Genomic DNA, 20475 nt, shown 5'->3' on the forward strand with positions numbered 1-20475 from the left:
CTCAGCCCGATGCAGTTCGAACAACGCTGGTTGGCGGCGCAGCGCAAATCTGCCGCTTGAAGATCGGGCTACGCACTCCGGTTTTCAGGGGCAACCTCACAGCGGCGTCACGTGAGATTTGGTAGCTGAACACTTGAGGATTGGCGCCATGGTAAGGAAGCCCCTGGTAGTGTTCGTCGGTACGGCGCACCAGCTCTTCAAGCTTTAGATTTCCTTCGGCCGCCTTCTGCCCTTGACCGTGGGCCCACGGTTCATCTTCACTCAGCCTCATGAACTCGACAATGACCCCAACATCCCGCGCGAAAGTCACGCCGGTGTGGTGGTGGTAGAGGCCTCTTCCGATTAGCTCGAAAGATTTGTGAGACCGCGCTTTGTCGTCCTCCACCAAGCTCAAGACGCGCGTTGGGAAGCCGTTGTAGCGCGAGAAAAACATCATCGGCCTTGAGCGACCGTCCAATTCACGCTGAAGCGCGGGCCTGCGAAGAATAGCCCTCGCCACTCGCCCTGCGGCCACATTCTTAGCATGTCGTCCTGAAGTAAATGTTTGGACGAGCACAAGGCGCAAGTACTCGTCGTCGCCGCTTTTCTCGCTGTTGTGCAAGTCGCAGGAGGGGACGGTAATTAACTCTTTCCTAAGATTCTCACCCCTAGCTTCTTCGATAGTGGGAAACAGGCCCCTTGGCGGAACATGCTCGCGCGAAGTTGCCGCCTGATCGCATGCATAGCATCGGCCCTGGTTAGCTGTTGTCATAGGAACATTGTGCGTTTGAACGTGCGCATGCACCGCCCGCGCAAGACCTCTCGATCTGGGCGCCGCGGTAGGTCCGCGCCGGCCGATCCCGGCGAACCCCCGAGCCCTGCGCCGGCATCGGCCGCCCGCGCGCCGCCCTCCACTCCTCCCATTACCGGTCGCGCAGCTGCATCGCCGCTGCACTGCCGCGCGCAAGATCTCTCGGTCTGGGCGACGCGGTAGCCGGCTATCCTCGCGGCCTCAATCTGGAGGGCTCATGTCGGACGGGATCATTTCTGCATTCATCGCGGCTTCGGCTGCGGTTTTCGGCGTCATCCTCACCCAGGTGCTTGGAGAGAAGTACCGGCGTTTCAAAGAGGGGTCATCTGTTGCCGCCGGCATCCTGGGCGAACTGAGCTCCTATGAGCAGGCGTGGCCCTTAGTACAAGCCATGTTGCGGGGCCTGGACGATGCCGTGAGCGCCGGCGCACGCGAGCGCTTCTCCATGCGTTTTGGCGAGCGAGCAAAGGATCTTTACTTCGATGAGGTAGTGTCCAAGATTGGTCTTTTGGGGCCTGACATCGTGGAGCCAGTGGTCTACGTGTACTCCAACATCAGGGCCTTCCGTGTTGCCCTGGAACTCATCTCTGTGCACCACAAGGACATGACCGATGGTGAGCTCTTCCAGCGTTCGCAAACCTGCCAGCAGTGCCTGCAAAGGGCCCTTGCCCGTCGAGAAGAGCTGTTCAGTAAGTTGAAAGCGCGAAGCTCCAGACGAATGCGGCTGAGCGACTGACGTGTCTTGCAGTGCTGCAAGCGGTCGAGCCTGGGTAGCAGCGCTCGCGAGCCCTTGATCTGCAAACAGATGCGAAACCGCGCGCTGCCCTTGCGGGCCAGGGCGAAGGTGCTCCCTTAGGAACCGCGCTTGTGGGTTATCCGTTCGGAGATCTCTCCCCTCCTGGGCCCGATCGCCACACGGCTGATGAACCTGCACCTTCCGCTTGCCGTCCGTGAGGACAGGCCATCCAGCGCGCTATCGCTTTCAGGCAGAGTCCGCGGTCACCTCGTTCCAGGTGCGCCAGTTGCTCTCGCTCGCGTTTGCCCTAGTTGTGCTTCCCGATCAGCTCATCTCTCGCCGGATAGCGCCAGCGCCCAGGGAAGGGAAGCGGAGAAACGCTTCAACATGAAGCTCCTTTCGCCTCCCAAGAGGGGGAAGTGCGTCGGATGATACCGGCAGTGGGCCGGCCCAGGTTGGCCCAGCAGCAGGCCACCTCATTGGGTAGCGCAACCCCTTGATTTGCAAGCAGAGCGCAGATTCGCGCTCAGCGAAAAGCTGCTACAGGTGGCCACCTTGGACAACGCCTCACCGGCTGAAATTTCAGCCGGTCAATGACGGCTCACTTTTGAGCCGTGGTTGGCTAACCGTCCGACGCTGCCGTGCCAGGGTGGCTCATGTCCGTGACCATCGCAACGAACAGGTCGAAGGCCTGGCACCGCAGCTTGGCCACGTTCTCAAGTTCGGCGGCGGTCGGAGGCCGCTGCTGGCGCACCGCATCGGCAAGTGCCGCCTGTGCTTGTTCCGCCGCGCGCTCGGCGGCAACCCACTCCCGGAAAACTGGACTTGGCAAGAAGGACCCTCGACCGTGCGCCAGGTGACAAAGGCGATCAAGGCACGAGGAAGACCGCATCGCCAGTATTCAGCCGGCCCTGCAGCCGCAAGGACCGCTGAACCTGGCCATGGGCTTGTCCTACAAGCAACTCCACCAGGGATGCAGCGATTTCAGGTGGCCGCCTTGGGCCCGGGCCTTGCGTAAGGTCTGGCAGTGCATGCCCAGGTCAATGGTGAAAAAGCAAGGCAGCCAGACACGTTCAATTGAAAAAGATCACCAAATCTATTGATTTAGAGTACCATTCCTTCATGAGCACACAGAAACCAATGGGCGGCGCAAGGCCAGGGGCCGGCAGGAAGCCAAGAGTTGCAGGCGCACCGGCTACGCAGTCCGTGTCAATCAAGCTGTCCGAGGAGCAGAAGGCGAAGCTGCATCAGCTTGGCGGTGCGCCCTGGGTGCGCGACAAGATCGACAAGGCCAAGGTGCCGACACCGAAGGAATAACCGCCGCGCCTCTGGGCGGCACCGGGCTCAAAAGTGAGCCCGTTGATTTCAGAGGCAAAAAAGGCGACGGCCACGGAGGTACGAACTCCGCAGCCGTCTAACCACAACGTGCAACCGGTGAAGGAAACGCACATCATGGCTACCCGCATTGTCGCCCCGGGAGGGGCACCCACGCATCCGCAAGGCGCAGGAAACGCGCTCAGCACCACCAGCAATCAGCCACAGGCCCTGCACGGCACACACATCGTGCCGGCCCACATCGGCTGCTTCTACCCTCCAGCCATCGACGCATCCGACCTGCTCGAGGTCAACTTCGACCGGCGGCAGATCGGCCCCGATGGGCTCTACCTAGTGGAGCTCGTGAGGGACGGGCAAGTGGCATGGCGCGGCGCGCGGCGCTTCCATCATGACCTGTCCGGCCTGTACATCGACCAGACTGGCGAAGGGGACCACAAGCTCATCCAGTCGCCCGCGGCGGTGGGCCTGCGGGTGGTCGGCTACGTGATCGAGGTCTACAAGCCCGCCCGGCGCATCGCCGAACTGGCACAGGCCCTGCGGAGGGCAGCATGAGTACCGCCGACAACGCCATCCAGTTCCGGCCCACGGGCTGGCAGGGCTACGTTCACTCGTCCGACGGCACCTTACCAGCCAGTGGGTGCTTGCTGGCCATCCACGCATCGGCCCGACTGGGCGAGATCGACATGACCGCGCTGATCAGCGGTATCAGCTGCGCCATCCGGTTGAGCGCTGCAGACGCCCGGGCCGTGGCGGCCGAACTGCTGGCCGCGGCTGCTGCTGTAGAAGCGAAGCGAGGTGCAGCATGAGCGGGCTGCAGGGAGTCATCCTGCGCGTCCAAGGGCGAGGCTTCATCGTGGCGGCGCAGGGCCAAGAGCACCACTATGCGCCGCGCCACGCACGCCGGCAGGCCTGGTTCCGCCAGTTGCCGGCCGACGACCGGGCATGCGTCGACGCTTGGCTGCGCACCTGGGCTGTCCAAGAGCGCCAGCGCAGGGAGGTCCGCCGCCACGAGATGGGGAAGGCCGGTCAGATCGAGCGCTGCCGGCCGCCAGAGGCGACTTGATGAGCAACGGCCGCAACCCGAAGAGGCGCGGCCACGACAGCAGCAGAGACGCCGGCGGATTCGTGGCCCTGCCCTGGGCCGTGCTGGACTCGCCGGCCTACCTGGGGCTGTCGCACCCCGCCAAGGCGCTGCTGCTCGAGGTGGCCCGGCAGTTCGTCCGCGACAACAATGGGCAGCTGCTCTGCTCGCGCGCCTACATGGCCGGCCGCGGCTGGTACTCGCACGACGTGCTGCAGCGGGCCAAGCGCGAGCTGATCGCCGCCGGCCTGCTGTTCGAGACCGTCATGGGCCAGCGGCCCAACAAGGCCGCGTGGTACGCGCTGACCTGGCGCGCGCTCGACCGACACCCTGGCTACGACGTGGGCGCGGTGGCCAACTTCAAGCGCGGCGCCTACCGTGCCAGCGAAAACGCACCCCTTAGCCCGTCTGGCGGGACAGGAGCGCGCGATATAGGTCCGGGAGACGGGACAGGGGCATCGGCTACTGTCCCGCGAGGCGGACCTATCCGGGGTCTTTTTGGCCCTCTGCCTGTCCCGGGAGACGGGCACCATCTAGATAACCATCTTCTGCATCGTTCAAGGGTGGCATGAGCAGCAAGGCGGCGTCAAAGGCTAGGACGCGAGCACCTTGCTGAACGCCTCGACTGCGCGCGTGATGATCAGCGTGTCGGTGATCTTCCAATAGATCCGATCTTGGTCTTCGCCGTCCTTAGCCCGCCCCGCGATCTCGGCCATGAGAGGCCCGAACAAGCCCTTCACCGCAGCACCCGAAAGGGCCACGTGGAAGGCGTCTTGCTGCGGCGTAACCCACAAACTGCCAGGCCTCAGATCGTGCCGCACGATGCGGTGGCGGCGGCCCTTGTTCACCTGCATAGCAAGCGACGAATGCCTCTCCACTTCGTGCTTCAGGAAGTCGGTCGATCCAGTGCTCATGTTGCGTTCGCAATGTGGCTACATCGTGGCTACATACGGGCCTTGGAAAGGCGGCTTGCTATGCATTTCGAAGCTGGAAACCCGCATGGATATTGGTAGGGCCCCCGAGAGTCGAACTCGGCACCAACGGATTATGAGTCCGCTGCTCTAACCAACATGAGCTAGGGCCCCGCGCCGCACCGGGCAGAACCGGTGGCGGGCGGCGGCGATTGTAGGGGGCCTGCTGTGAACCTAGCGTGGCCGGCTCAGCGCGTTGCTGACCAGCTTGGAGGTGATGTCCACGATCTGGATCATGCGGTCGTAGGGCATGCGCGTGGGGCCGATCACGCCCAGCGTGCCGACGATCTGGCCATCGACCTCGTACGGCGCGCTGACCACCGAGAGTTCCTCGAACGGCACGACCTGGCTCTCGCCGCCGATGTAGATGCGCACGCCCTCGGCACGGCTGGACACGTCGAGCAGGCGCAGCAGCTGCGTCTTCTGCTCGAACAGGTCGAAGGCGCGGCGCAGGTGCCGCATGTCACTGGAGAAGTCGCTGACGGCCAGCAGGTTGCGTTCGCCCGAGATCACGACCTCGTCCTGCGAGCCCGAGGTCTCGGTGCTCACGCTCACGGCGGCCTGCATCAGCGTGGCGATCTCGCCGCGCAGCGTCTCGACCTCGCCGGCCAGTTTGTCGCGCACCTGCTCGAACGCCATGCCGACGTAGTTGGCGTTGAGGTAGTTGGCGGCCTCGACCAGCTGCGACTGGGTGTAGTCGGCCTCGGTGAACAGCACGCGGTTCTGCACGTCGCCATCGGGCGAGACGATGATGACCAGCACGCGCCGTTCGGACAGGCGCAGGAACTCGATGTGGTGGAACACCGAGGCCCGCCGCGGCGCCAGCACCACGCCGACGAACTGCGACAGGCTGGACAGCAGGTTGGCCGCATTGGCGATGACCTTCTGCGGCTGCTCTGCCGCCAGGCGCGGCGTGTGCAGCTGGTCGCGCTGGGCCGTCAGCATGGTGTCGACGAACAGCCGGTAGCCGCGCGCCGTGGGAATGCGCCCGGCCGAGGTGTGGGGACTGGCGATCAGCCCCAGTTCCTCGAGGTCGGACATCACGTTGCGGATGGTGGCGGGCGACAGGTCCAGGCCCGAGGCCTTGGACAATGTCCGCGAGCCCACGGGCTGGCCATCGGCGATGTAGCGCTCGACCAGCGCTTTCATCAACAACTTGGCTCTGTCATCCAGCATCGGCGCATTTTAGTGATGTAATTTGCCGATGAAATCCACGTTCCGCCGGGTCGCGCTGTTCGGCAAGTACCAGCCCTCGGCCTTCGGCGGTTCGTCTTCCACCCCGGCCCCGGCCATGCGCGAGATCGCCCAGTTCCTGGTCAGCCAGGGCTGCGATCTGGTGCTGGACCGGCAGACCCAGGCCAATGCCGGCCTGCACGAGTTCGAGGCCCAGGACATCGAGGCCATCGGCGAGCAGTGCGATTTGGCCCTGGTGGTCGGCGGCGACGGCACCATGCTGGGCATCGGGCGCCAGCTCGCGCCGTATGGCGTGCCGCTGATCGGCATCAACCAGGGCCGCCTGGGTTTCATCACCGACATCCCGCTGGAGGGCTACCAGACCACGCTGGCGCCGATGCTGGCCGGCGCGTACGAGGAAGACCACCGCAGCCTCATGCATGCGCGCGTGATGCGCGGGGGCCAGTGCGTGTTCGACGCCCGCGCGATGAACGACGTGGTGATCAACCGCGGCCCGACCTCGGGCATGGTGGAGCTGCGCATCGAGATCGACGGGCATTTCGTGTCCAACCAGCGCTGCGACGGGATGATCGTCGCCACACCCACGGGGTCGACCGCCTATGCGCTGTCGGCCGGCGGGCCGCTCATGCATCCGTCGATCCCGGGCTGGGTGCTGGTGCCGATCGCGCCGCATTCGCTGTCGAACCGGCCGCTGGTGCTGGCCGACCCGGCCGAGGTGGCGATCGAGTTGGTGTCCGAACGAGACGCCAGCGCCAATTTCGACATGCAATCGCTGGCCTCGCTGCAGCAGGGCGACCGCATCACGGTGCGGCGTTCGCAGCACTGCGTGCGCTTCCTGCACCCCAAGGGCTGGCACTATTTCGACACACTGCGGGCCAAACTGCACTGGAACGGAGGCGGCTGAAGATGCTCAGGCGCATGCAACTGCGCGATTTCGTGATCGTGCGCGAACTCGAACTCGACCTCTCCGGCGGCTTCACGGTGCTGACCGGCGAGACCGGCGCGGGCAAGTCCATCCTGATCGACGCACTGCAGCTGGCGCTGGGCAGCCGGGCCGATGCAGGCGTGGTGCGCGAAGGCGCCACGCGCAGCGAGGTGAGCGCCGAGTTCGACGCCACGCCGGCCGTGCTGGCTTGGCTACAGCAGGCCGGCTTCGATGCGCCGGACGCGCTGCTGCTGCGACGCAGCGTGGACATGCAAGGCAAAAGCCGCGCCTGGATCAATGGCAGCGCCGCCACGGCCACCCAACTGCGCGAATTGGGCGAACTGCTGCTGGACATCCATGGCCAGCATGCCTGGCAGAGCCTGACGCGCCCCGCCAGCGTGCGAGGCCTGCTGGACGGCTATGCCGGGCTGGACCTGGCCCCGCTGGACCGCCTGTGGAGCGGCTGGCGCACCGCAGCCCGTGCGCTGGCCGAGGCGCGCACCGCACAGGACTCGCTGCAGCGCGAACGCGAGCGGCTGGCCTGGCAGATCGCAGAGGTCGACAAGCTGGCTCCCGGCGAGGACGAATGGGAAGAGCTCAACGCCGACCACGGCCGCCTGTCGCATGCCCAGGCGCTGATCGACGCGCTCCAGGCCGCCATCGCGGCGCTCGACGACGACGACCAGGGCGCGCTGCGCGGCCTCACGCGGGCCCATGCCGCGCTGGCCGAGCAGCAGCACGTCGCCCCGGAATACGCCGAGATGGCCGAGGTGCTGGCCGCAAGCCTGGCCCAGGCCGAAGACGCGCTGCATTCGCTGCACGCCAGCCAGCGCCGCACCGAGCTGGACCCCGAGCGCCTCGCGCTGCTGGACGAGCGCCTGGCTCTGTGGATGGGCCTGGCGCGCCGCTACAAGCGCCAGCCGGCCGAGTTGCCGGCGCTGTGGGCAGGCTGGAAGGAAGAGCTCGCCAGGCTCGACGCCGCGGCCGACCTGGCTGCGCTGGAGCGTGGCGAACGCACGGCCTTCGCGGCCTTCGAGGCGCAGGCCAAGCACATCGCCAAGGCGCGCGCGCAGGCCGCGCCCAAGCTGGCCAAGGCCATCACGGCCGCCATGCAGAGCCTGGGCATGCAGGGCGGCCGCTTCGCCGTGGCGCTGGAGCCGCTGGCCGAACCGGCCGCCTTCGGCCTGGACGAGGTGCAGTTCCTGGTGGCGGGCCACGCGGGCAGCACGCCGCGCCCGGTGGGCAAGGTCGCGTCGGGCGGCGAACTCTCGCGCATCGCGCTGGCCATCGCCGTGACCACGAGCGCGCTGGGCGGTGCGCCCACGCTGATCTTCGACGAGGTCGATTCGGGCGTCGGCGGCGCGGTGGCCGAAACCGTGGGCCGGCTCATGAAGCAGCTGGGCACCGACCGCCAGGTGCTGGCGGTGACGCACCTGCCGCAGGTGGCGGCCTGCGCCGACCACCACCTGGTGGTGGCCAAGCAGCGCGAGGGCGCGGCCACGGTCAGCCATGTCGGCGAGGTGCAGGCCGAGCAACGCGTGGCCGAGGTCGCTCGCATGCTGGGCGGCGAGCGGCTGTCCGGCACCACGCTGGCGCACGCACGCGAGATGCTGGGGGTCGGGCAATGACCGACGGAGCGACGAACCTGGACATCGTGCTCATCACCGGCATGTCCGGATCGGGCAAGTCGGTGGCCTTGCATGCGCTGGAAGACGCGGGCTATTACTGCGTCGACAACCTTCCGCCCGAACTGCTGCTGAACCTGGCAGAGCTGGAGCAAAAGCACGGCAGCCGCCGCGTGGCCATCGCGATGGACGTGCGCAGTGCCACCTCGCTGCCGCTGGTGCCCGCGCAGCTGGCGGCGCTGCGCAGCCAGGGCGTGACGGTCAAGTCGCTGTTCCTGGACGCGGGGACGGACACGCTGGTGCGGCGCTATTCCGAGACGCGCCGCCGCCACCCGCTCTCGCGGCGCGACCTGCTGGACCAGCAGCATGCGCTGTTCGAGGCGATCGAGCTGGAGCGCGAGCTGCTCGCCGACCTGCGCGAGCAGGCCCATGTGATCGACACCAGCATCATCCGGGCGTCGCAGCTGCAGGGCTATGTCAAGTCGCTGATCGCAGCGCCCAACAGCCAGCTGACCCTGGTGTTCGAGTCCTTCGCCTTCAAGCGCGGCATTCCGCTCGATGCGGACTACGTGTTCGACGTGCGCATGCTGCCCAACCCGCACTACGACCCGGACCTGCGGCCCTTGACGGGCATGGACCCGCCGGTGGCCGAGTTCCTGCGCCAAAGCGCCGAGGTCGGCCAGATGTTCGCGCACATCGAACGCTTCCTCGCGCACTGGCTGGAGCCGCTTGCGCGCGACCACCGCAGCTACGTGACCGTGGGCATTGGCTGCACCGGCGGCCAGCACCGCTCGGTCTACCTGGTGGAGCAGCTGGCCAAGGCCTTCAGCCGGAACTGGGTGACGCTCAAGCGCCACCGCGAGATGGACGCGCACGCCAGCAGCGTCATGGGGCCGGCACCCAACCCGAAGTGGGGTTCAACAGTTTTTTGACCGGGGCCGGCAGCCCGATGCCGGCCAGCTCCTCGGGCAGCAGCCACTGGCCTTCGCGCGGCAGATCCCCTTGCGCCAGTTGCACATGGACGGGGTGCAGCAGCAGATCCTTGTGCGTCAGCACATGCGTGAAGGGCGGCAGCGGCCGCGCCAGCGCGCGCGCGCCCATCGGCAAGGCGGCCAGCAGGGCATCCTCGTCCTCGAACACGGGCAGGCAGTGCAGGCCCGACCAGATGCCCGTGGCCGGGCGGCGCGCGATGAAGATGCGGCCCGCGGCATCCTCGGCCCACAGCAGCCACCAGCTGGCACGGCTGCGCTTGAGCTTGCGCGTCTTGACCGGATAGTCCTGCATGCGGCCCTGCTGCCGGGCCACGCAGCGCGCCTGCAGCGGGCACAGCAGGCAGGCGGGGCTGCGCGCGGTGCAGACCGTCGCGCCCAGGTCCATGAGGCCCTGGGTGTAGCGCGGCATGGCGTTGTCCAGGTCGTCCTGCGGCAGCAGTTCGGTCGCCAGCGCCCACAGCGCGCGCTCGTTGCGGCCCTCGGCGAGGTCCTCGCCAAAGCCCAGCAGGCGCGTCAGCACGCGCTTGACGTTGCCGTCCAGGATGGCCACGCGCTCGGCGAAGCAGAAGGACGCGACCGCCGAGGCCGTGGAACGGCCGATGCCTGGCAGCGTCTGCAGGGCCTCGGCCGTGCGCGGGAACTGCCCGCCGTGCAGCGCCACCACCTGGCGCGCGCAGGCATGCAGGTTGCGCGCGCGGCTGTAGTAGCCCAGGCCGGCCCAGTGCGCAAAGACGTCGTCCTCGCTGGCATCGGCCAGGGCCTGCACGTCGGGGAACCGCTCCAGGAAGCGGGCGTAGTAGCCGATCACGGCGGCGACCTGGGTCTGCTGCAGCATGATCTCGGACAACCAGACCCGGTAGGGATCGCGCGTGTTCTGCCAGGGCAGCGCATGGCGGCCGTGGGTGGCCTGCCACTGCACCACCTGCTGCGCGGCCCAAACGGGCGCGCGGGGATCGGCCGCGCCCATTGGCGTACCTTCGGCTTCGCCTGCGGAGCGAGCTTGCTCGGCGCGGCCCGGCGCGGCGCTCATGCCTTTTGGCACTGCGGGCAGAAGAAGGTGGAGCGCTGGCCCTGGCGCAGCGCGCAGATCGGCGTGCCGCAGACGCGGCAAGGCAGGCCTTCGCGGTCGTAGACCATGGTTTCCAACTGGAAGTGCCCCTGTTCGCCATAGGCGTTGGAGAAGTCGCGCAGGCTGCTGCCGCCGCGCTGCACCGCGCGCGCCAGCACCTCGCGCACGGCCGCATGCAGCTTGCGTGCGCGCAACGGCCCCAGCCGCCGCGCCCGTGTCGTGGGCCGGATGCCCGCCAGGAACAGCGCCTCCGACGCATAGATGTTGCCCACCCCGACCACGAGTTCGCCCGCCAGCAGCACCTGCTTGATGGGCGCCGCGCGCAGCTGCAGCCCGGCATGGAAGGCCGCGGCGTCGAAGGCCTCGTCCAGCGGCTCCACGCCCAGGCGGCCCAGCAACTTCACGGCCTCGGGCGCATCCTGGCTCTCGGCATGCACGACGGCGCCGAAGCGCCGCGGATCGTGCAGGCGCAGCAGACCCAGCGAGGTCTGCAGGTCGAAGTGGTCGTGCGGCCCGGCCGGCTGCATCTGCAGGTCGAAGCGCAGGCTGCCCGACATGCCCAGGTGCAGCAGCAGCAGGCCGCGGTCCAGGTCGAGCAACAGGTATTTGCCGCGCCGGCGCACGGCCTCGACGCGCCGGCCGACCAGGGCCTCGGGCGCGCAGCCCAGCGCCCAGCGCAACGGCTTGCCCAGGCGCACGCCGGTCACGGTCGCGCCGGCGATGCGCTCGGCAAAACTGCGGCGCGTGACTTCAACTTCTGGCAGTTCCGGCATGGTCCATAGGGCTTGGCGGGCTGGATTATGATGGGTCGATGAAGCGTCTCCTGCGACCGGCCGCCCGTGGTCTTGTCTCGCTGACATTGCTGCTGGGCTTGCTGCCGGCGCATGCGCAAGCCCCCGCCCCCTCCACCGAATCAACGCCCGCACCGGCCGATCCGCCGGTGCCTTCGGCGTTGACCGCTGAACTGTTCTACGAACTGCTGCTGGGCGAGATGAATGTCTCCGGCGGCGAACGTGCGACCGGCTACGCGCTCATCCTCGACGCCGCCATCAAGGCCAAGGACCCGCAGCTGTTCCAGCGCGCGGTCGAACTGGCCCTGCAGTCGCGCTCGCCCGATGCGGCCCTGCGCGCCGCGCGTGCCTGGCGCGACACGCTGCCGCAATCGCGCGAAGCCAACCGCTTCCTGCTGCAGATCATGGTCGCGGCAAACCGGGTCCTGGAAGCCGTCGAGCCACTGCGCACCGAGATCTCCAGCAGCCCGCCGATGGAGCGCAATGCCGCCATTCTGGCGGTGCCGCGCGTGTTCGGCCGCGTGCCCGACAAGAAGCTGGCGCTGCAGGCTGTCGAGCAGTCGCTGCAAGGCTATCTGCAGGACCAGACCACCGGCGCATCGGCCTGGACCAGCCTCGGTCGCATGCGCCTGTTGGCAGGCGACACGGCCGGCGCCTTGGACGCGGCCCGCCGCGGGCAGGAGATCGAGCCCGGCGCGCAGGCGCCGGCCATCCTGGCGCTGGAAATGTTCGGCCGCAACCAGCCGCAGGCCGAAGACATCATCAAGCGGCAGCTGCAGGCCAGCCCCTCGCCCGAGATGCAGCTGGCCTATGCGCGCGGGCTGCTCGACGAGATGCGCTACGCCGAAGCGCTGGTGCAGCTCGAGCAGCTGACGACGCGCCATCCGGACTTTCCGGACGGCTGGCTCGTGCTCGGCTCGGTGCAGGCGCAGGACAGCCGCCCCGAACAGGCCGAGACATCGCTCAAGCGCTTTCTCGAACTGGCCCAGCCGCTGCCCGACAGCGAGCAGCGCAAGCGTGCCATGAACCAGGCCTACCTGGCCTTGGCGCAGACCGCCGAGAAGCGCAAGGACTTCGCCGCCGCGGAAGGCTGGCTCGGCCGCATCGACAACGCCGAGGAAATGCTGGCGGCGCAGAGCCGCCGTGCCTCGCTGCTCGCGCGCCAGGGCAAGCTGGACGAGGCCCGCGCCTTGATCCGCGGGCTGCCGGAACGCAACGAGACAGAAGCGCGCGCCAAGCTCAATGCCGAAGTGCAGCTGCTGCGCGACGCCAAGCGCTACCAGGAAGCCTACGACCGCCTGCAACAGGCGCTGGAGCGCGAGCCGAACGACGTCGACCTGCTGTATGAGCAGGCCATGATGGCCGAGAAGCTCTCGCGCCTGGACGAGATGGAGCGCCTGCTGCGCCGGCTGATCGAGCTGCGTCCGGACTACCACCACGCCTACAACGCGCTCGGCTACTCGCTGGCCGATCGCAACGTGCGGCTGGACGAAGCCAGGCGCCTGATCCAGAAGGCACTGGAGATCGTGCCCAACGACCCCTTCATCGCCGACAGCCTGGGCTGGGTGGAGTTTCGCCTGGGCAACCGCGCCGAGGCCGAGAAGATCCTGCTGCAGGCTTTCCAATCCAAGCCCGATGCCGAGATCGCCGCCCACCTGGGCGAGGTGTTGTGGGCTGGCGGCCAGCGCGAACGCGCGGTGGCGATCTGGCGCGAGGGCCTGAGCCTGAACGCCGACAACGAGACCCTGCGCAGCACGCTCAAGCGCCTGCGCGTGCCCGGCCTGCAATGATGCGCCAGCACGCTCGGCGCGCGCTGCTGCTGGCGGCCGTGCTCAGCCTGGCGGCCTGCGCCCTGCCGCCGCGCGCGCCCGACACGGCCGGCCAGCCCTACTGGAACGGCCGGCTGGCCTTGCAGGTCGATGGCGACCGGCCCCAGTCCTTCTCGGCCGGCTTCGAGTTGCGCGGCGCGCCGCAGGCCGGCGAACTGTCGCTGTACTCCCCGCTCGGCGCCACGCTCGCGCAGCTGCGCTGGGCGCCCGGCATGGCCGAACTCCAGGCGGACGGCCGACGCCGCCAGTACGCATCGATCGAGGCCCTGACGCAGGAAGCCACCGGCACGGCCTTGCCGCTGCCCGCGCTGTTCGCCTGGCTCGACGGTCGGGCTGCGGAGGTTCCCGGATGGCAGGCCGACCTGTCGCGCATCGCCGATGGCCGCCTCATCGCGCGGCGCAGCCAGCCGCTGCCCACGGCCGAACTGCGCATCGTGCTGCAGCAGCCGTGAAGGCGCTGTACGAGGTCGCGGCGCCGGCCAAACTCAACCTGTTCCTGCACATCACGGGCCGGCGCGCGGACGGCTACCACCTGCTGCAATCGGTGTTCATGCTGATCGACTGGCACGACACGCTGCACTTCGAGTTGCGCACCGACGGCCAGCTGAGCCGCGAGGACCTCGGCCCCGCACTGCCGGCGGACGACCTCACGCTGCGTGCCGCGCGCGCGCTGCAAGAGGCCAGCGGCACGTCGCTGGGCGCGCACATCGGCGTGCTCAAGCGCGTACCCGCACAGGCCGGCATGGGCGGCGGCTCTTCGGATGCCGCCAGCTGCCTGCTGGCGCTCAACCGCCTGTGGGGCCTGAACCTCAGCCTGCGCACGCTGTCCACCATCGGCCTCACGCTGGGTGCGGACGTGCCGTTCTTCCTGTTCGGCCGCAATGCCTGGGTCGAAGGCATCGGCGAATCCTTGCAGCCCGTGGACATTCCGCCGGCCCGCTTCCTGGTGGTCAAGCCGCCCCAGGGACTGGAGACCGCGAAAATTTTTGGGTCGCCGCTTTTGAAGCGCGATTCAGATAGTGCTATACTCACAGGCTTTGCTGCACACCCCTTCTACTTCGGTAGAAACGACTTGCAGGACGTCGCTCAAAGCCTGAGCACCGATGTCGCAGACGCCCTTTCATGGCTCTCGGCACACGGCACAAATGGCAGAATGACGGGCTCTGGAAGTGCGGTGTTTGCACCCTGGCAACGGGATGACCTACCGGTCGTTCCGCAGGGTTGGCAAGCACGGATCTGCAGCAACATGGAGGTCCATCCTTTGGCGGGGTGGGCTTCCGGAGACGATTGAACGGTGGACGGCTTTGCCGGACACCTGTGTAGGGGAGTCGCCAAGTTGGTTAAGGCACTGGATTTTGATTCCAGCATGCGAAGGTTCGAATCCTTCTTCCCCTGCCACCTGACAAGCCGGGCCTGATACAGGCCCGCTGTTTTTTCTGGCGAATTTTCTGCCGAGGCACATGATGCAGGCCCTCCATCCCGATTTCATGATCTTCACCGGCAACGCCAATCCCGGTATGGCCGCGGAGATCGCGCACCACCTCGGCATCACGCTCGGCGCGGCCAGCGTGGGGCGTTTCTCCGACGGCGAGGTCACGGTCGAGATCAACCAGAACGTGCGCGCCCGCGACGTGTTCGTGGTGCAGAGCACCTGCGCGCCGACCAACGACACCCTGATGGAGCTGCTGATCATGGTCGACGCGCTCAAGCGCGCCTCGGCCGAGCGCATCAGTGCCGTCATCCCCTACTTCGGCTACGCCCGCCAGGACCGCCGCCCGCGCTCGGCCCGCGTGCCGATCACGGCCAAGGTCGTGGCCAACATGCTGCAGTCCGCCGGCGTCGACCGCGTGCTGACCATGGACCTGCATGCCGACCAGATCCAGGGCTTCTTCGACATCCCGGTCGACAACATCTACGCCTCGCCCGTGCTGCTGGGCGACCTGCGCCAGAAGAACTACGAAGACCTGATCGTGGTCTCGCCCGACGTCGGCGGCGTGGTGCGCGCCCGTGCGCTGGCCAAGCAGCTGAACTGCGACATGGCCATCATCGACAAGCGCCGCCCCAAGGCCAATGTCAGCGAAGTCATGCACGTGATCGGCGAGATCGACGGCCGCAACTGCGTGATCATGGACGACATGATCGACACCGCCGGCACGCTCGTGAAGGCGGCCGAGGTGCTCAAGGAGCGCGGCGCCAAGAAGGTCTATGCCTACTGCACGCACCCGATCTTCTCGGGCCCGGCCATCGAACGCATCACGCAGGGCTCGGCCCTGGACGAAGTCGTCGTCACCAACACCATCCCGCTCAGCGAATCCGCTGCGGGCTGCAAGAAGATCCGCCAACTCACCGTGGCACCGCTGATCGCTGAGACGATCCAGCGCATTGCCAAGGGCGAGTCGGTCATGAGTCTGTTCTCGGACCAGGACAACCTGTTCTGAACCGGGAACATCAAGCGGACGCCGCACTCGCCTTGCGCGAGGCGGCGTTTTTTCAACAGGAGCGCAGGCTGGTCGCGGCCCGTTCCCACAGGAGTTCACCATGAAATTTGTCGCTTTCGAGCGCGCCAAGCAGGGCACGGGTGCGAGCCGCCGTCTCCGCATCACCGGCCGGACCCCCGGCATCGTCTATGGAGGCTCCGGCGAGCCCCAGCTGATCGAGCTGGACCACAACGCACTGTGGCACGCCATCAAGAAGGAAGCCTTCCATTCCTCCGTGCTGGAGATGGAAGTGGCCGGCCAGGTCAGCAAGGTCCTGCTGCGCGACGTGCAGATGCACCCGTTCCGCCAGCTGGTGCTGCACATCGACTTCCAGCGCGTGGACGCGCGTACCCGCATGAACCTGAAGGTGCCCGTGCACTTCAAGGGCGAGGAGGAGTCCGATGCCGTCAAGATCGACCAGAACCTGGTCAACCACGTGACGACCGAACTGGAAGTGAACTGCCTGCCGGCCGATCTGCCCGAGTTCATCGAAGTCGACCTGTCGGGCCTGAAGAACAACGGCACCGTCACGCTGAACGACATCAAGCTGCCCAAGGGCGTCAAGTGGGTCAGCCATGGCCGCAAGACCCCGGTGCTGGCTTCGGCCACGGCACCCGTGGCAGAAGAAGAAGTGGCACCGGTGGCTGCTGCTGCCCCGGCCGCTCCCGCCAAGGGCAAGGGCAAGAAGTAAGCTCTGCGCCTCGCCACGACGGCCCGCCTCGGCGGGCCGTTTTCGTTTCTGCACACTCCTGCATCCACCCGACGCCGCCCCCATGAACCATCCCGTGTCCCGCCGCAGCGTGCTGGGCGCCCTGGCAGCCTTGCCGCTGGCAGGCATGGCCCAGTCCATCCCGTCCACCGTGCGCATCGTCGTCGCCTACCCGGCCGGCGGCGTGTCCGACGTGGTCGCGCGTGCGCTGGCCGACAAGCTGGCGCTGCAGCTGGGCACCAGCGTCATCATCGAGAACAGGGCCGGCGCCAGCGGCTCCATCGGCATGGACATGGTGGCCAAGGCCGCGCCCGATGGCGCGACGCTGGGCTTCGCGGCCGTCAGCCCGCTGGTGCTGAACCCGCACCTGGGCAAGTCGCCGTTCGATCCGCTCAAGGACATCGCGCCCGTGGCCAGCGTGATGGTCTCGCCCGTGGTGCTGGCGGCCACGCCGGCCTGCGCCGCGGCCGATTTCACGGCATTGCTCGCACAGGCGCGCAGCCAGCCCGGCGCCGTGCGCTGGGCCACCTCGGGCCAGGCCTCGCTGGGCCACATCATGCTGGCGCAACTGCGCGCGGCCACCGGCGTGGACATCACGCACATCCCCTACAAGGGCGGCGGCCAGCAGCTCAACGACGCGTTGGGCGGCCAGTTCGAGATCCTGTCCACCAACGCCGGCCCGGCACTGGCCAACCACATCCGCGCCGGCAAGCTGCGCCCGCTGGCCGTGGGCTCGCCAGCGCGGCTGGACAGCCTGCCGCAGGTGCCCACGCTGGCCGAACTCGGCGTGCCGGCCGCGAACCTGTCCTCCCAATTCGGCATCTTCGCGCCCGCCGGGCTGCCGGCCGCGCTGCTCGCGCGCTACAACGCGGAGATCAACAAGGCCCTGGCCACGCCCGACCTGCGCACCAAGCTGCAGGCCACGGACAACCTGCCCACCGGCGGCACGGCGGCCGACTTCGCACGTGCGATCGCCGCCGAGCACGAGGCCAACGGCCGCATCATCCGCAGCGCCAGGATCTCGGCGGAATAATCGCGGCCATGGGGATCAAGCTTTTCGTCGGCCTGGGCAACCCGGGCTCTGAATACGACCAGACCCGGCACAACGCCGGCTTCTGGTTCGTCGACGCGCTGGCGCGCGAACTCAAGGTCACGCTGGTGCCCGAGAAGAGTTACTTCGGGCTCGCGGCGCGCGCGCAGTTCCAGGGCCAGACGCTGTGGCTGCTGGAGCCGCAGACCTTCATGAACCTCTCGGGCAAGTCGGTCGCGGCGCTCGCGCGCTTCTTCAAGATCGCGCCCGAAGAGGTGCTGGTCGCGCACGACGAACTCGATATCGTGCCGGGCCAGGTCAAGCTCAAGCAGGGCGGCAGCCACGCCGGCCACAACGGCCTGCGCGACATCCACGCGCAATTGGGCTCGCCCGACTACTGGCGGCTGCGCCTGGGCATCGGCCATCCGGGCGCCAAGGACCAGGTGCTGGGCTGGGTGCTCAAGAAGCCGATGGCAGAGCACCGCGACGCCATCGACGAGTGCATCCAGCGCTCGGTGCGTGCGCTGCCGCTGCTGGTGGCGGGCGACTTCACCCAGGCCATGATGCAGATCCACACCAGCAAGCCGCCACGGCCCAAGCCGCCGCCGCCGTCCGTGCCTCAGGCCTGAGACGCGCTGCCGGTGGCCGGCTTGCCAGCCTCGGCCTGCAGCCTGCGGTACTTGGCCCACAGGCTTTCCTTGCTCTCCACGAAGTCCGGGTGCAGCGGGATGCAGGCCACCGGGCAGATCTGCACGCACTGCGGTTCGTCGAAGTGGCCCACGCACTCGGTGCAGCGCTCGGGCGCGATCTCGTAGAACGCCTCGCCCATGGAAATGGCGTCGTTCGGGCACTCGGGCTCGCACACGTCGCAGTTGATGCACTCATCGGTGATGGTCAGGGCCATGGCGTGATTATCCCGCCCGCGCCGCGATGGCTATCATGGCGGCCCACGATGACCCGACCCACAACAGGCCCAAGGCCGCTCCCCCTGCTCGGCGCCGCATGAGCCTGTTCCTGGCCAAGCGCTTCGCCACGCTGATCGCCACGCTGGTCGGGGCCTCCGTCATCGTCTTCCTCGTGCTGGACATCCTGCCCGGCAATGCCGCGCAGATCCTGCTCGGCCCCGACGCATCGCCCGAAGCCGTGGCCGAACTCGCCACCAAGCTGGGCCTGGACCTGCCGGCCTGGACGCGCTACTGGCACTGGATCGGCGGCCTGGTCACCGGCAACCTCGGCGACAGCCATGCCTACGGCTCGCCCGTGCTGGACCTGATCCTCGAACGCCTGGCGCTGACCATGCCGCTGGCCATCATCGCCATGCTGCTGACCACGGTGCTGGCGCTGATCGTGGGCGTGACGGCCGCTTCCCGGCACAACCAGATGGGCGACGTCGGCCTCATGGGGCTCACCCAGGTCGGCATCGCGATCCCGAATTTCTGGTTCGCCATCCTCCTCATCCTGCTGTTCTCGGTGAAGCTGCAGTGGTTCTCGGCCGGCGGCTTCGACGGCTGGGGCGAAGGCCTGGAAGGCCTGTGGCAAGGCCTCAAGGCCCTGGTGCTGCCCGCCCTGTCGCTGGCCGTGGTGCAGGCGGCCATCCTCGCGCGCATCACGCGCTCGGCCGTGCTCGAGGTCATGCGCGAGGACTTCGTGCGGACCGCGCGCGCCAAGGGCCTCAAGCAGCGCGCCGTGCTGTGGGGCCATGTGCTGCGCAATGCGCTGATCCCCGTCATCACCGTCATGGGCATGCAGTTCGCCGAACTCATGGCCGGCACCATCGTGGTCGAGAACGTGTTCTACCTGCCGGGCCTGGGCAGGCTGATCTTCCAGTCCATCGCCAACCGCGACCTGATCGTGGTGCGCAACTGCGTGATGCTGCTGGCGGCCATGGTGGTCATCGTGAACTTCGTGGTCGATCTGCTTTATGCCGTGATCGACCCGCGCCTGAAGGCCTCCGACATATGAAGCCCCCCGGCTTTTCACTTCGCTTCGCTCCGTGTAACTCCACCCCCCAGGGGGGCGGCTCGGCCCGCCTTGGGGCGGCCCGGCGGCGGCCGACATGAGCGCCGTCCTCCCTGTTGCGCAAGTCCCCGGCTTCTGGTCGCGCGCGCTGCGCCACCGCAGCTTCGTGCTCGGCGCCGTGCTCACCGCGCTGCTGCTCGCCGCCGCCCTGCTCTCCTACCTGTGGACGCCCTGGGCGCCGCTGGAGATGGACATGGCCAACAAGCTCCAGGGGCCCTCGGCCAGCCACTGGCTGGGCACCGATGCCTTCGGCCGCGACGTGGCCTCGCTGCTGCTGGTGGGTGCCCGCGCGTCTATCCTCGTGGGCGTGATCGCGGTCGGCATCGGCCTCGTCGCCGGCACGGCGCTGGGCCTGCTGGCCGCGGCGCGGCGCGGCTGGGTCGAGGAGGCCATCATGCGGCTGGCCGACTTCTCGCTGGCCTTCCCGGCCATCCTGTCGGCCATCATGCTGACGGCGGTGTTCGGGCCCGGCATCGTCAACGCCATCGTCGCCATCGGCATCTACAACATCCCGATGTTCGCGCGCATCGCGCGCGGCTCGGCCAAGGCGGTCTGGGCACGCGAGTACGTGACGGCCGCGCGCGCCTGCGGCAAGGGCGCCTGGGCCATCACCATCCAGCACGTGCTGCCCAACATCTCGGCCGCACTGATCGTGCAAAGCACCATCCGCTTCGCCATCGCGATCCTGGCCGAGGCCGCGCTGTCCTACCTGGGCCTGGGCACGCAGCCGCCGCAGCCCTCCTGGGGCCGCATGCTCAGCGAGGCGCAGACGCTCATGTTCCAGCAGCCGCTGCTGGCCGTGTTCCCGGGCCTGGCCATCGCGCTGGCCGTGCTGGGGCTCAACATGCTGGGCGATGGTCTGCGCGACCTGCTCGACCCGCGACTCGCACGCGCCCGGTGAA

The 20475-nt window shown here is 67.8% G+C and carries 24 protein-coding genes and 2 tRNA genes; 19 read left to right on the forward strand and 7 right to left on the reverse strand.

Going from position 1 to position 20475, the window contains the following annotated elements:
- Window position 1: 1 nt before the first annotated feature.
- Complete coding sequence (locus ASF44_RS31780; RefSeq protein WP_156374498.1) at window positions 2-751, reverse strand: hypothetical protein; 750 nt, start codon at window positions 749-751, stop codon at window positions 2-4.
- 256 nt (window positions 752-1007) lie between these two features.
- Between ASF44_RS31780 and ASF44_RS13855 the strand changes: the two genes are divergently transcribed.
- The 6 genes from ASF44_RS13855 (at window position 1008) to ASF44_RS13875 (ending at window position 4514) form a co-directional block, all read left to right on the forward strand.
- Window positions 1008-1526, forward strand: a complete 519-nt coding sequence (locus ASF44_RS13855; RefSeq protein ID WP_056899821.1) for a hypothetical protein — start codon at window positions 1008-1010, stop codon at window positions 1524-1526.
- A 1077-nt stretch (window positions 1527-2603) separates the two neighbouring features.
- Window positions 2604-2843, forward strand: a complete 240-nt coding sequence (locus ASF44_RS31785; RefSeq protein ID WP_156374499.1) for a hypothetical protein — start codon at window positions 2604-2606, stop codon at window positions 2841-2843.
- Window positions 2844-2978: 135 nt separating this feature from the next.
- Window positions 2979-3413: a hypothetical protein gene (locus ASF44_RS13860; protein ID WP_235579219.1), complete on the forward strand. Its 435-nt coding sequence runs from the start codon at window positions 2979-2981 to the stop codon at window positions 3411-3413.
- Complete coding sequence (locus ASF44_RS13865) at window positions 3410-3667, forward strand: hypothetical protein (RefSeq protein ID WP_056899823.1); 258 nt, start codon at window positions 3410-3412, stop codon at window positions 3665-3667. The genes ASF44_RS13860 and ASF44_RS13865 overlap by 4 nt, the downstream gene beginning before the upstream one ends.
- Window positions 3664-3924, forward strand: a complete 261-nt coding sequence (locus tag ASF44_RS13870) for a hypothetical protein (protein WP_056899824.1) — start codon at window positions 3664-3666, stop codon at window positions 3922-3924. The genes ASF44_RS13865 and ASF44_RS13870 overlap by 4 nt, the downstream gene beginning before the upstream one ends.
- Window positions 3924-4514 carry a hypothetical protein gene (locus tag ASF44_RS13875; protein ID WP_056899825.1) on the forward strand — a complete coding sequence of 197 codons (591 nt, stop codon included), beginning with the start codon at window positions 3924-3926 and terminating at the stop codon, window positions 4512-4514. Before ASF44_RS13870 ends, ASF44_RS13875 begins: the two co-directional genes overlap by 1 nt.
- A gap of 21 nt (window positions 4515-4535) precedes the next feature.
- Here the strand turns inward: ASF44_RS13875 and ASF44_RS13880 are convergent, their stop codons facing one another.
- The 3 genes from ASF44_RS13880 to hrcA all read right to left on the reverse strand — a co-directional run bounded on the left by ASF44_RS13880 (window position 4536) and on the right by hrcA (window position 6089).
- On the reverse strand, window positions 4536-4856 hold the full coding sequence (locus tag ASF44_RS13880; protein WP_056899826.1) for a hypothetical protein: 321 nt from the start codon (window positions 4854-4856) through the stop codon (window positions 4536-4538).
- Window positions 4857-4949: 93 nt separating this feature from the next.
- Window positions 4950-5027, reverse strand: a tRNA-Ile gene (locus ASF44_RS13885).
- Between the two features lie 60 nt (window positions 5028-5087).
- Window positions 5088-6089 carry a heat-inducible transcriptional repressor HrcA gene (gene hrcA / locus ASF44_RS13890; RefSeq protein ID WP_056899827.1) on the reverse strand — a complete coding sequence of 334 codons (1002 nt, stop codon included), beginning with the start codon at window positions 6087-6089 and terminating at the stop codon, window positions 5088-5090.
- A 28-nt stretch (window positions 6090-6117) separates the two neighbouring features.
- Here hrcA and ASF44_RS13895 point away from each other — a divergent pair, with 28 nt between their 5' ends.
- The 3 genes from ASF44_RS13895 to rapZ are packed head-to-tail and all read left to right on the forward strand — an operon-like array spanning window position 6118 to window position 9589.
- Window positions 6118-7011 (forward strand): NAD kinase, encoded by an 894-nt coding sequence (locus ASF44_RS13895; protein ID WP_056899828.1) that lies wholly within the window; start codon window positions 6118-6120, stop codon window positions 7009-7011.
- Window positions 7012-7025: 14 nt separating this feature from the next.
- Window positions 7026-8660 carry a DNA repair protein RecN gene (recN, locus tag ASF44_RS13900; RefSeq protein ID WP_235579220.1) on the forward strand — a complete coding sequence of 545 codons (1635 nt, stop codon included), beginning with the start codon at window positions 7026-7028 and terminating at the stop codon, window positions 8658-8660.
- The gene (gene rapZ / locus ASF44_RS13905; protein WP_056899830.1) at window positions 8657-9589 is read left to right on the forward strand and encodes an RNase adapter RapZ; all 933 of its coding nucleotides are present in this window, start codon (window positions 8657-8659) and stop codon (window positions 9587-9589) included. The genes recN and rapZ overlap by 4 nt, the downstream gene beginning before the upstream one ends.
- Here rapZ and mutY read toward each other — a convergent pair.
- Both mutY and mutM read right to left on the reverse strand, forming a co-directional pair.
- Window positions 9543-10616: an A/G-specific adenine glycosylase gene (gene mutY / locus ASF44_RS13910; RefSeq protein ID WP_056899831.1), complete on the reverse strand. Its 1074-nt coding sequence runs from the start codon at window positions 10614-10616 to the stop codon at window positions 9543-9545. The genes rapZ and mutY overlap by 47 nt on opposite strands.
- Window positions 10617-10675: 59 nt before the next feature.
- Window positions 10676-11491 carry a bifunctional DNA-formamidopyrimidine glycosylase/DNA-(apurinic or apyrimidinic site) lyase gene (mutM, locus tag ASF44_RS13915; RefSeq protein ID WP_056899832.1) on the reverse strand — a complete coding sequence of 272 codons (816 nt, stop codon included), beginning with the start codon at window positions 11489-11491 and terminating at the stop codon, window positions 10676-10678.
- 38 nt (window positions 11492-11529) lie between these two features.
- Here mutM and ASF44_RS13920 point away from each other — a divergent pair, with 38 nt between their 5' ends.
- The 8 genes from ASF44_RS13920 to pth all read left to right on the forward strand — a co-directional run bounded on the left by ASF44_RS13920 (window position 11530) and on the right by pth (window position 18183).
- Window positions 11530-13299 carry a lipopolysaccharide assembly protein LapB gene (locus ASF44_RS13920; RefSeq protein WP_056899833.1) on the forward strand — a complete coding sequence of 590 codons (1770 nt, stop codon included), beginning with the start codon at window positions 11530-11532 and terminating at the stop codon, window positions 13297-13299.
- A complete protein-coding gene (locus ASF44_RS13925) occupies window positions 13299-13790 on the forward strand; it encodes an outer membrane lipoprotein LolB (protein WP_235579221.1) in 492 nt (163 codons plus the stop codon). The genes ASF44_RS13920 and ASF44_RS13925 overlap by 1 nt, the downstream gene beginning before the upstream one ends.
- Window positions 13787-14629 (forward strand): 4-(cytidine 5'-diphospho)-2-C-methyl-D-erythritol kinase, encoded by an 843-nt coding sequence (gene ispE / locus ASF44_RS13930; protein WP_056899835.1) that lies wholly within the window; start codon window positions 13787-13789, stop codon window positions 14627-14629. The genes ASF44_RS13925 and ispE overlap by 4 nt, the downstream gene beginning before the upstream one ends.
- Window positions 14630-14659: 30 nt before the next feature.
- Window positions 14660-14736, forward strand: a tRNA-Gln gene (locus ASF44_RS13935).
- 65 nt (window positions 14737-14801) lie between these two features.
- Window positions 14802-15776 (forward strand): ribose-phosphate pyrophosphokinase, encoded by a 975-nt coding sequence (locus ASF44_RS13940; protein ID WP_056899862.1) that lies wholly within the window; start codon window positions 14802-14804, stop codon window positions 15774-15776.
- Between the two features lie 100 nt (window positions 15777-15876).
- Complete coding sequence (locus ASF44_RS13945; RefSeq protein WP_056899836.1) at window positions 15877-16506, forward strand: 50S ribosomal protein L25/general stress protein Ctc; 630 nt, start codon at window positions 15877-15879, stop codon at window positions 16504-16506.
- A gap of 82 nt (window positions 16507-16588) precedes the next feature.
- Window positions 16589-17557 carry a tripartite tricarboxylate transporter substrate binding protein gene (locus ASF44_RS13950; RefSeq protein ID WP_056899837.1) on the forward strand — a complete coding sequence of 323 codons (969 nt, stop codon included), beginning with the start codon at window positions 16589-16591 and terminating at the stop codon, window positions 17555-17557.
- Between the two features lie 8 nt (window positions 17558-17565).
- Window positions 17566-18183, forward strand: a complete 618-nt coding sequence (gene pth / locus ASF44_RS13955; protein WP_056899838.1) for an aminoacyl-tRNA hydrolase — start codon at window positions 17566-17568, stop codon at window positions 18181-18183.
- On the opposite strand, the gene ASF44_RS13960 is transcribed toward pth, so the two are convergent.
- Window positions 18174-18458, reverse strand: a complete 285-nt coding sequence (locus ASF44_RS13960; RefSeq protein WP_056899839.1) for a YfhL family 4Fe-4S dicluster ferredoxin — start codon at window positions 18456-18458, stop codon at window positions 18174-18176. The genes pth and ASF44_RS13960 overlap by 10 nt on opposite strands.
- A gap of 98 nt (window positions 18459-18556) precedes the next feature.
- Between ASF44_RS13960 and ASF44_RS13965 the strand changes: the two genes are divergently transcribed.
- Window positions 18557-19516, forward strand: a complete 960-nt coding sequence (locus ASF44_RS13965; protein ID WP_056899840.1) for an ABC transporter permease — start codon at window positions 18557-18559, stop codon at window positions 19514-19516.
- 94 nt (window positions 19517-19610) lie between these two features.
- Complete coding sequence (locus tag ASF44_RS13970; protein WP_056899841.1) at window positions 19611-20474, forward strand: ABC transporter permease; 864 nt, start codon at window positions 19611-19613, stop codon at window positions 20472-20474.
- Window position 20475: the final 1 nt, after the last annotated feature.

This window comes from Pseudorhodoferax sp. Leaf274 (assembly GCF_001422445.1).
Taxonomy (GTDB): domain Bacteria; phylum Pseudomonadota; class Gammaproteobacteria; order Burkholderiales; family Burkholderiaceae_C; genus Pseudorhodoferax.